This window comes from Bacillus sanguinis (assembly GCF_018332475.1).
Lineage (GTDB): Bacteria > Bacillota > Bacilli > Bacillales > Bacillaceae_G > Bacillus_A > Bacillus_A sanguinis.
In genome coordinates, this window is record NZ_BOQB01000128.1 from 1 (window position 1) to 10337 (window position 10337).

The window sequence follows — 10337 nt, forward strand, 5'->3', positions numbered from 1 at the left end:
ATTGCTGAGGCGAGAGTTTTTATTTTAAAAAATAGAATAAGAGAATGCGTAGATGAGGAGAGTAAATGATAAAAATTGTTTCAGAGAGCCGCCTAGAAGCTGTGAGGGTGGTAACAATTTCATCATTGAAGATCACCTCGGAGCACTACTTTTGAAAACTAGTAAAAAGTAGCGGAGTTGTTTCCGATAGAAAAACAAAAGTCTAATTGGACTTGCAGAGCTTATATTTCGTGAGAAGTGTAAGGAAGCTGAGTGGTACCACGATTCCCTCGTCTCAGCAATGGATCGCTACAAGTATGTATGTAATCGATTGTTGAGACGAGTATATTTTTAAGGTTTATATACTGAATATTCTGTTAAAACACTCATCTCAGCAATCGATATAGAAATAGATTGCAAAAATAGAGAGAAAAAAAGAGGAGCGATGTGAGATGGGAAACCAGTACATTTATATGAATGGGGAATTTGTAGAAAAGGAAAAGGCAGTTGTTTCAGTATATGATCACGGTTTTTTATACGGAGACGGTGTATTTGAAGGAATTCGTAGTTACGGTGGAAATGTATTTTGTTTAAAAGAACATGTAAAACGATTATATGAATCGGCAAAATCTATTTTACTTACAATCCCATTGACGGTTGAAGAAATGGAAGAAGCGGTTTTACAAACGTTGCAAAAAAATGAGTATGCGGATGCTTACATTCGCTTAATTGTCTCGAGAGGAAAAGGTGACTTAGGGCTCGACCCTAGAAGTTGTGTGAAACCGAGCGTTATTATCATTGCAGAACAATTAAAGTTATTCCCTCAGGAATTTTACGATAATGGATTAAGCGTTGTATCTGTTGCATCAAGGCGCAACACGCCAGATGCATTGGATCCACGTATTAAGTCAATGAACTACTTAAATAACGTACTTGTAAAAATTGAAGCGGCGCAAGCAGGAGTGCTAGAGGCACTTATGTTAAATCAACAAGGATATGTTTGTGAAGGATCTGGAGATAATGTTTTCGTTGTGAAAGATGGAAAGGTGTTAACACCTCCTTCTTATTTAGGAGCGCTAGAAGGCATTACGAGAAACAGTGTTATTGAGCTATGTGAGCGACTTCATATTCCATGTGAGGAAAGGCCATTTACTCGCCATGACGTATATGTAGCAGATGAAGTGTTTTTAACAGGAACGGCAGCAGAATTAATTCCAGTTGTAAAAGTTGATTCAAGAGAAATTGGAGATGGGAAACCAGGAAGTGTAACGAAACAATTAACAGAGGAATTTAAAAAGTTAACGAGAGAAAGAGGAGTACGTGTTCCAGGACTGGCGGAAAGCTTACTGTAGGTAGGGAGAGGAGTTAATTAAAATGGAGCAGCAGTATACAACACGTGAGAAATTGCAATGTGAAGAAGTGACAGGCGCCGGACACGTTATTCAATGTTTGAAAAAGCTAGGCGTAACGACTGTTTTCGGTTATCCGGGTGGAGCGATTTTGCCAGTATACGATGCGTTATACGGAAGTGGATTGAAGCATGTTTTAACTCGTCATGAACAAGCTGCTATTCACGCGGCAGAAGGATATGCGAGAGCTTCTGGAAAGGTCGGGGTAGTCTTTGCTACCTCTGGCCCAGGGGCGACGAATTTAGTTACGGGCTTAGCAGATGCTTATATGGATTCGATTCCTTTAGTTGTTATTACAGGGCAAGTTGCAACACCACTCATCGGAAAAGACGGGTTTCAAGAAGCTGATGTTGTCGGAATTACAGTACCTGTTACGAAGCATAATTACCAAGTTCGTGATGTGAATCAGTTATCACGTATTGTACAAGAAGCGTTTTACATCGCTGAAAGTGGGCGACCGGGACCTGTATTAATCGATATTCCAAAAGATGTTCAAAATGAAAAGGTAACAAGTTTTTATAATGAAGTAATTGAGATTCCAGGGTACAAACTAGAGCCTATGCCAGACAGTATGAAGCTTAGAGAGGTAGCTAAAGCAATTTCAAAAGCGAAACGCCCACTTCTTTATATTGGAGGAGGTGTCATTCATTCAGGTTCATCCGATGAGCTCCTCAAGTTTGCGAGTGAGAATCGTATTCCAGTCGTTTCAACTTTAATGGGACTGGGTGCATATCCGCCGGGAGATCCATTATTTTTAGGAATGCTCGGTATGCATGGAACGTACGCGGCAAACATGGCAGTCACAGAATGTGATTTACTGCTTGCTTTAGGTGTTCGCTTCGATGATCGTGTAACAGGAAAATTAGAGCTCTTTTCTCCGCATTCGAAAAAGGTACATATTGATATAGACCCTTCAGAGTTTCATAAAAATATAACGGTAGAGTATCCGATTGTTGGAGATGTGAAAAAAGCGTTACACATGTTGTTACATATGCCGATTTATACACAAACGGATGAATGGCTTACGAAAATCGAGGAATGGAAAGAGGAATACCCTCTTTCCTACAATCAAAAAAAATGTGAGTTAAAACCACAGCATGTTATTAGTCTAGTAAGTGAATTAACGAATGGTGAAGCGATTGTTACGACAGAAGTAGGTCAGCATCAAATGTGGGCTGCTCATTTCTATAAGGCGAGAAAACCTCGGACGTTCCTTACATCTGGTGGACTAGGAACGATGGGATTTGGTTTCCCGGCGGCAGTTGGTGCTCAGCTTGCGAAAGAAGAAGAACTCGTCATTTGTATTGCAGGAGATGCCTCTTTTCAAATGAATATTCAAGAACTGCAAACAATTGCTGAAAATAACATCCCTGTAAAAGTATTTATTATTAACAACAAATTTTTAGGAATGGTAAGGCAATGGCAAGAAATGTTTTATGAAAATCGTTTATCAGAATCAAAAATTGGATCACCAGACTTTGTGAAAGTAGCAGAAGCTTATGGAGTGAAGGGATTAAGAGCGACAAATTCAACAGAGGCGAAACAAGTGATGTTAGAAGCATTCGCTCATGAAGGTCCTGTCGTAGTTGATTTTTGTGTAGAAGAAGGTGAAAACGTATTTCCGATGGTTCCGCCAAACAAAGGGAATAACGAAATGATTATGAAGAGGTGGGAAGAATGAGTCATACTTTTTCACTCGTTATTCATAACGAGCCAAGCGTCTTATTACGTATAAGTGGGATTTTTGCTCGGCGTGGTTATTATATTTCTTCTTTACATTTAAACGAGAGAGATAATAGTGGCGTTTCTGAAATGAAACTCACAGCAGTTTGTACTGAAAATGAAGCGACATTACTTGTTAGTCAGTTAAAAAAATTAATTGATGTACTGCAAGTAAATACATTATAAGGAGTGTATGGAATATGAAAACGTATTATGAGAAAGATGCAAATGTAGAGTTATTACAAGGGAAAACAGTTGCGGTAATTGGTTATGGGTCTCAAGGTCATGCGCAGGCACAAAATTTACGTGATTCCGGTGTAGAAGTTGTAGTTGGTGTTAGGCCTGGTAAATCGTATGAAGTAGCAAAAGCAGATGGATTTGAAGTAATGTCTGTTTCAGAAGCAGTTCGAACCGCGCAAGTTGTACAAATGTTATTGCCGGATGAACAGCAAGCACATGTATATAAAGCAGAAGTAGAAGAGAATCTTCGTGAAGGACAAATGTTACTTTTCTCACATGGATTTAATATTCACTTCGGACAAATTAATCCGCCAAGTTACGTAGATGTAGCGATGGTCGCACCAAAAAGTCCAGGTCATCTCGTTCGCCGTGTATTCCAAGAAGGAAATGGTGTTCCGGCATTAGTCGCAGTGCATCAAGATGCAACAGGCACAGCATTACATGTAGCACTTGCGTATGCAAAAGGTGTAGGGTGTACACGTGCAGGTGTAATTGAAACGACATTCCAAGAAGAAACAGAGACTGATTTATTCGGAGAGCAAGCGGTACTTTGCGGCGGGGTAACGGCCCTTGTGAAAGCTGGTTTTGAAACATTAACAGAAGGCGGATATCGACCTGAAATTGCATACTTTGAATGTTTACATGAATTAAAGTTAATCGTTGATTTAATGTATGAAGGTGGTTTAACGAACATGCGCCATTCTATTTCAGATACAGCTGAGTTCGGAGATTATGTAACAGGATCGAGAATTGTTACAGATGAAACGAAAAAAGAGATGAAACGAGTACTTACAGAAATTCAACAAGGTGAATTTGCGAAGAAATGGATTTTAGAAAACCAAGCTGGGCGTCCAACATATAATGCGATGAAAAAAGCAGAGCAAAATCATCAGTTAGAAAAAGTAGGAGCAGAGCTTCGTGAAATGATGAGCTGGATTCATGCACCGAAAGAATTAGTAAAGAAATAGAGTAAGTGATTGTAAGTGAAAAATACGTAAGAGGGGATTTGACAAGATGAGAAGTGACATGATTAAAAAAGGTTTTGATAAAGCACCGCACCGTAGTTTATTAAAAGCAACTGGTTTGAAAGATGAAGATTTTGATAAACCGTTTATAGCTATCTGTAATTCTTTTATTGAAATTATTCCAGGTCATAAGCACTTAAATGAGTTTGGAAAACTTGTTAAAGAAGCAGTGCGTGCAGCAGGTATGGTTCCATTTGAATTTAATACAATTGGAGTAGATGACGGTATTGCGATGGGGCATATCGGTATGCGTTATTCGCTTCCGAGTCGTGAAATTATTGCAGATTCAGTAGAAACCGTTGTAAATGCACATTGGTTTGATGGCATGATTTGTATTCCAAACTGTGACAAAATCACACCTGGTATGATGATGGCTGCACTTCGTATTAACATTCCAACTGTATTTGTTTCAGGTGGCCCGATGGCGGCTGGAAAAACGTCAAAAGGAGACGTTGTCGATTTAAGTTCTGTTTTTGAAGGAGTAGGAGCTTATCAATCTGGAAAAATTTCAGAAGAAGAGTTAAAGGATATTGAAGATCATGGCTGTCCATCTTGTGGTTCTTGTTCCGGTATGTTTACAGCGAACTCTATGAACTGTTTATGTGAAGTGTTAGGTTTAGCTCTTCCTGGTAACGGAAGTATTTTAGCCATCGATCCAAGACGCGAAGAATTAATTAAACAAGCAGCAGAAAAATTAAAGATTTTAATTGAAAGAGATATTAAACCGAGAGACATTGTAACAGAAGAAGCCATTGATGATGCGTTCGCGCTTGATATGGCAATGGGCGGTTCAACGAATACAGTGTTGCATACATTGGCACTCGCACAAGAAGCGGGTTTAGATTACGATATGAACCGCATTGATGCCGTTTCAAGACGTGTACCACATTTATGTAAAGTAAGTCCTGCTTCCAATTGGCATATGGAAGATATTGATCGTGCAGGCGGGATTAGTGCTATTTTGAAAGAGATGAGCCGAAAAGAAGGGGTACTTCATTTAGACCGTATTACTGCTACTGGGCAAACGTTAAGAGAAAACATTGCTCATGCAGAGATTAAAGATAAGGAAGTGATTCATTCTCTTGAAAACCCTCATAGTGAAGAAGGGGGATTACGTATATTAAAAGGAAACCTTGCGAAGGATGGGGCAGTTATTAAAAGTGGGGCAACTGAAGTAAAACGATTTGAAGGACCTTGTGTTATTTTTAATTCGCAAGATGAGGCGCTTGCAGGCATTATGCTTGGGAAGGTTAAGAAAGGCGATGTAGTTGTTATTCGCTATGAAGGACCAAGAGGTGGCCCTGGTATGCCAGAGATGTTAGCACCAACCTCAGCGATTGCCGGTATGGGATTAGGTGCAGATGTTGCGCTATTAACGGATGGACGTTTCTCTGGTGCTTCACGTGGCATTTCAGTAGGGCATATTTCACCAGAAGCAGCTGCGGGCGGAACGATTGCACTTCTTGAACAAGGGGATATCGTTTGTATCGATGTTGAGGAAAGATTGTTGGAAGTAAGAGTTAGTGATGAAGAATTAGAGAAGCGTAAAAAAGAGTGGAAACGACCAGAACCAAAAGTGAAAACTGGCTGGCTTGGACGTTATGCGCAGATGGTAACGTCGGCGAATACAGGTGCAGTTCTAAAAATCCCGGATTTTGATTGAGCCAATTTAAAAGAGATAAGGATGATAAATAATGGTGCAAAGGGTAAAGGAGAGAGTGAAAATTGAAGATATCTTAATGGCACATAATTGCATGAAAGATATCGTTATTAAAACACCGTTACAACGTGATACAGTTCTATCTGAGAAATATGATTGTGACGTTTATGTAAAACGAGAAGACTTACAATTGATTCGCTCTTTCAAAATTCGTGGTGCATACAATTTGATTCAAAGCTTATCGGAAGAACAATTACAAAACGGCGTTGTTTGTGCAAGTGCTGGTAATCATGCGCAAGGAGTTGCTTATACGTGCAATTTATTGAAGATTCCGTCAAAAATATTCATGCCAACAACGACACCTAAACAAAAAGTATCGCAAGTACAATTTTTCGGTGGTGATTATGCGGAAATTGTATTAGTTGGTGATACATTTGATAGCTCTTTCCAAGAAGCGCAGTGCTATTGTGAGGATAATAGAATGACGTTTGTTCATCCGTTCGATGATCCGTATGTTATTGCTGGTCAAGGAACAGTGGCAGTTGAAATTATGCATGATATGGAGAAATCAGTGGATTATATCTTTACAGCAATCGGCGGTGGTGGATTAGCGTCAGGTGTTGGTACATATGTAAAAGGTGTTAGTCCTGCTACAAAAATCATTGGTGTAGAGCCAATGGGAGCTGCATCTATGAAAGAGGCTTTTCTTCAAAATGAAAATGTCGCATTGGAGAAAATAGATAGTTTTGTTGATGGGGCAGCTGTTAAAAAGGTAGGAAAGTTAACATTTGAAACTTGTAAAGATGTAATTGATGACATTGTTTTAGTACCAGAAGGAAAGGTTTGCACGACGATTTTAGAACTGTATAAGAAAAATGCAATTGTAGCTGAACCGGCTGGTGCACTATCTATTGCAGCGCTTGATTTATATAGAGATGAAATTAAAGGTAAAACAGTTGTATGTACATTAAGTGGTGGAAATAATGATATTGATAGAATGCAAGAAATGAAAGAACGATCTCTTATTTACGAAGGGTTAAAGCATTATTTCATTATTGAATTCCCGCAACGTTCAGGTGCACTAAGAGAATTTCTTGATAAAGGATTAGGGCCAGAAGATGATATTACTCGCTTTGAGTATATTAAGAAACATAATAAGGAAAATGGTCCAGCATTAGTCGGAGTAGAGTTAAAACATAAAGAAGATTACGAGCAGTTAATTATCCGCTTTAAAGAAAATAATATTCAATTTATGGAGCTTAATAAAAATCCTGTTTTGTTTGATTTGCTTATTTAATAGAAGGAAAGAGTTAGCACCCAAATAAAAAAGATAGATACAAGCGAGGAAATATAATGCTTGTTCTATCTTTTTTATAGTTAAACTAGATATTCATTAAATTCAAGAAGAATAAAGCTAGCTAACCAAAAGAGTATCGCAATACGAATGATTACATACATAGTAAATTCAAAGGTAGTAAGCTTTCGTTCACGTTTTATTTTTTTTAGAAGTCTAACAGAAAAAAATGAACATAAAAGTAGAACGGCTATAGATATTTTATAAATATTCTCTAACAAACTTACATTTTCTAATAAGTCTTTCAGCATGTTCATCACCTATTCTGTAAAATATGTTACAGAGAAATAGATCTTGCGTTGTCTAGTTTCGTTTGTTTTTTATGTTCCCTGTATCATCAATTTCTACGTCAGTTGAAATTGTTTGTAAATATTGTAGAGCTTTTTTCTTTTCGTCCTCATTTACAGGGGAAACTTGGTTGTTGCGAATGATGTAAGGGTTGAAGGACATTTGGACATCCTTTCCTTTAAAAGTTAAAGTTAATACGCCAGTTTCGGCGCTTTTCCCGCTCACATAACTTGGGAATAAAAAGTTTCCTAATGAGTAAGCGATAGGAACTTTATTATAATACTCAAATCCTTGAAGCCAATGTGGGTGACTTCCGACAATCGCGTCAGCTCCTGCTTCAACCATTTTAGGAACATATCGTTTTTGGTATTCTACCGGACGATTTGATTTTTCAACGCCCCAATGCATATAAGCAATTAAATAGTCTGCATCTTGCTTTTGCTCTTTAATTGTTTTTGTCACGAGATTTAAATCATATCCGTTCGCAACACCAGGTTTATTGTCACCAGCTACCCAATTCGTATCAGGCATAAATCGAACGAAGGAAAGGAATTTGAACTTTTTCCCTTTTACAGTCATTTCTCGTGCTGTATATGCATCTTTTGCATTTTTTCCAGCTCCAATGTAAGGGAACTTTAATTTTTCTACGTGAGAAATCGTGTCTAATAATCCATCTTGCCCATAATCAAGTGAATGGTTATTTCCGATATTTACGATGTCATATCCAGTGTTTTTTATCGCTTGTAGTGTGGATGGATCACTTTTAATCCAAAATAGTTGTCCAGGAGCTTTCTTTTCTCTCATTGTAAATGCTGACTCTAAATTAACGAAAGAAATATCAGCTTTTGTTATTTCTTCTTTTACATGTTGGAATGGATAATCAGCCCCGTTTTTTTCGATTACAGGACGTAATTGCCAATCGAACATTGTATCACCAGAGAAGGTGAGTGTAATTTCAGGGTCTTCTATTTTCTGTTCACTTTTTGAAGCAGTTTTACTAGATTTGTTTTGCAAATCGGGTTTGTCTTTCGCTTTTGAAGTAAAAGAGTAGTTAACTAATAAAACAATTGGTGTAATGCAAAAGGCTATTAACAGAAATCGTTTTAGTAAAGTTTTCATAAATACCTTCCCTTTTGAATTTATACCGCAATTTGTAGGTAGTAAAACTCGCGCTAGTTAAAGTTTCACTTTATGTATAACTACAAAAAATTGCAGTTTATGTAGTGAAAAACATTTGTTAATATTCTCAATATTAAGTTAACATATAGATAACCTGTAAATCAATGAATAAACCAAAATATAGAAATAAAGAATTCGAAGGGTGAAGAATGAGAAATGGTTATATTAGGAGCAGTTGTAAATGGCGTTTGTATAATATTTGGTACTTTACTAGGTAAATTATTTAGTAGAATTCCAGAAAGTATGAAGGGAACAATTATGCATGCAATCGGTTTAGCGGTTACTGTGCTTGGACTTCAAATGGCATTGAAAAGTGAAAATTTTCTTGTTGTCATACTAAGTTTAGTAATTGGTACCGTCATCGGGGAATGGCTACAATTAGAGGGAAAGCTAAAACAGTTAGGAGATTGGCTAGAAAATAAAGTTGGATCGAAAGGGAAAGGCAGCATATCAGAAGGTTTTGTAACGGCTACTTTAATTTTTGCAATTGGTGCGATGGGAGTACTTGGTGCACTCGACAGCGGCATTCGCGGCAATCATGATATTTTATTTACAAAGGCGATTATCGATGGATTTATTTCTATTATATTAACGACAACTTTAGGAATTGGTGTAGTATTTTCGGCGATTCCAGTTATTTTATACGAAGGAGGTATTGCGATTTTTGCAACACAAATTAATAGTTTGGTCCCGAAAGAATTAATGAATCAATTTATAGTGGAAATGACAGCTACAGGTGGTATTATGATAGCCGCTATTGGATTGAACTTACTTGGTATTATTAAAATTAAAGTGGCAAATTTACTGCCAGGTATATTGGTAGTTGGAATCATTGTTTCACTTATTTATGGTTACGGTTTAATAGTAAAGTAAAATGGGGTGGACATACATATGGAGGAATTTCAATTTACAAAACGTATTCATAAAATATTGCAGATTGCAGCAGAAGAGGCGGAAAATAATATTATTCAACCAACTCATCTGTTTATTGGAATGTGTAAAGAAGGTACTGGCGTTTGCGGAGAGTTGTATATGTATTTGTTTCGTAACGTGGGTACGGATTTTTTAGAAAAACTTTCATTACGAAAACAAGATGATTTGACGGATCAAGAGTATGAAAAAATAGGACAATATAAATTATCTTATAAGGTGTTAGAAATTTTACAAATAGCGAAGAAACGTATGGAACGTTTTCAGCAAGTAATAATGAATGAAGGACATGTTATATATGCATTATTTCGTGTAAATCTAGTTATTGAAAATGCACAGATGCAAAGAGATATATTACGTATTATAGCTGAGCCAAGAGATTTAGCAGTCGATTTAAAAGGTTTTGTTCCTATTTATAATGATTTAACTTGTACTGTTAGAAAGGCTAACGCTTCTGATTTTGAACAATTAGCAAGCTTTGTTGAAGCAGAATTTGGTGAACGGTGGTTACATTCGATAGAATATGGCTTTCGTACATATAAAGAAAATTT

The 10337-nt window shown here is 37.2% G+C and carries 10 protein-coding genes and 1 other annotated feature; of the genes, 8 read left to right on the forward strand and 2 right to left on the reverse strand.

Annotated elements, in window-relative coordinates:
• Positions 1–40 precede the first annotated feature (40 nt).
• Positions 41–280: a binding site (T-box leader), on the forward strand.
• Positions 281–431: 151 nt separating this feature from the next.
• The 6 genes from ilvE to ilvA are packed head-to-tail and all read left to right on the forward strand — an operon-like array spanning position 432 to position 7332.
• A complete protein-coding gene (gene ilvE, locus KI369_RS15395) occupies positions 432–1331 on the forward strand; it encodes a branched-chain-amino-acid transaminase (RefSeq protein ID WP_048527269.1) in 900 nt (299 codons plus the stop codon).
• Positions 1332–1353: 22 nt separating this feature from the next.
• Positions 1354–3069, forward strand: a complete 1716-nt coding sequence (gene ilvB / locus KI369_RS15400; protein ID WP_212956530.1) for an acetolactate synthase large subunit — start codon at positions 1354–1356, stop codon at positions 3067–3069.
• The gene (locus KI369_RS15405) at positions 3066–3296 is read left to right on the forward strand and encodes an ACT domain-containing protein (RefSeq protein ID WP_212956531.1); all 231 of its coding nucleotides are present in this window, start codon (positions 3066–3068) and stop codon (positions 3294–3296) included. The genes ilvB and KI369_RS15405 overlap by 4 nt, the downstream gene beginning before the upstream one ends.
• Before the next feature lie 14 nt (positions 3297–3310).
• Positions 3311–4318, forward strand: a complete 1008-nt coding sequence (locus KI369_RS15410; RefSeq protein ID WP_212956532.1) for a ketol-acid reductoisomerase — start codon at positions 3311–3313, stop codon at positions 4316–4318.
• A gap of 46 nt (positions 4319–4364) precedes the next feature.
• Positions 4365–6038: a dihydroxy-acid dehydratase gene (gene ilvD, locus KI369_RS15415; RefSeq protein WP_212956533.1), complete on the forward strand. Its 1674-nt coding sequence runs from the start codon at positions 4365–4367 to the stop codon at positions 6036–6038.
• 31 nt (positions 6039–6069) lie between these two features.
• Positions 6070–7332: a threonine ammonia-lyase IlvA gene (gene ilvA, locus KI369_RS15420; protein ID WP_212956534.1), complete on the forward strand. Its 1263-nt coding sequence runs from the start codon at positions 6070–6072 to the stop codon at positions 7330–7332.
• Between the two features lie 80 nt (positions 7333–7412).
• Here the strand turns inward: ilvA and KI369_RS15425 are convergent, their stop codons facing one another.
• Positions 7413–7640, reverse strand: a complete 228-nt coding sequence (locus tag KI369_RS15425) for a hypothetical protein (protein WP_212956535.1) — start codon at positions 7638–7640, stop codon at positions 7413–7415.
• Positions 7641–7692: 52 nt separating this feature from the next.
• Positions 7693–8796, reverse strand: a complete 1104-nt coding sequence (locus KI369_RS15430) for a CapA family protein (RefSeq protein ID WP_212956536.1) — start codon at positions 8794–8796, stop codon at positions 7693–7695.
• Between the two features lie 216 nt (positions 8797–9012).
• On the opposite strand from KI369_RS15430, the gene KI369_RS15435 reads away from it, so the two are divergent.
• Together KI369_RS15435 and KI369_RS15440 are read left to right on the forward strand one after the other, a co-directional pair.
• Complete coding sequence (locus tag KI369_RS15435) at positions 9013–9729, forward strand: DUF554 domain-containing protein (protein ID WP_212956537.1); 717 nt, start codon at positions 9013–9015, stop codon at positions 9727–9729.
• 18 nt (positions 9730–9747) lie between these two features.
• Positions 9748–10337, forward strand: a 590-nt coding sequence (locus KI369_RS15440; protein ID WP_212956538.1) for a Clp protease N-terminal domain-containing protein, incomplete at its 3' end; no start/stop codon positions are given.

What these genes read in the sequence shown, in the direction of transcription:
- ilvE (WP_048527269.1), top strand. Translation starts at nt 432, where the DNA reads ATGGGAAACCAGTACATTTATATGAATGGGGAATTTGTAGAAAAGGAA.
- ilvB (WP_212956530.1), top strand. Translation starts at nt 1,354, where the DNA reads ATGGAGCAGCAGTATACAACACGTGAGAAATTGCAATGTGAAGAAGTG.
- KI369_RS15405 (WP_212956531.1), top strand. Translation starts at nt 3,066, where the DNA reads ATGAGTCATACTTTTTCACTCGTTATTCATAACGAGCCAAGCGTCTTA.
- KI369_RS15410 (WP_212956532.1), top strand. Translation starts at nt 3,311, where the DNA reads ATGAAAACGTATTATGAGAAAGATGCAAATGTAGAGTTATTACAAGGG.
- ilvD (WP_212956533.1), top strand. Translation starts at nt 4,365, where the DNA reads ATGAGAAGTGACATGATTAAAAAAGGTTTTGATAAAGCACCGCACCGT.
- ilvA (WP_212956534.1), top strand. Translation starts at nt 6,070, where the DNA reads ATGGTGCAAAGGGTAAAGGAGAGAGTGAAAATTGAAGATATCTTAATG.
- KI369_RS15425 (WP_212956535.1), bottom strand. Translation starts at nt 7,640, where the DNA reads ATGCTGAAAGACTTATTAGAAAATGTAAGTTTGTTAGAGAATATTTAT.
- KI369_RS15430 (WP_212956536.1), bottom strand. Translation starts at nt 8,796, where the DNA reads ATGAAAACTTTACTAAAACGATTTCTGTTAATAGCCTTTTGCATTACA.
- KI369_RS15435 (WP_212956537.1), top strand. Translation starts at nt 9,013, where the DNA reads ATGGTTATATTAGGAGCAGTTGTAAATGGCGTTTGTATAATATTTGGT.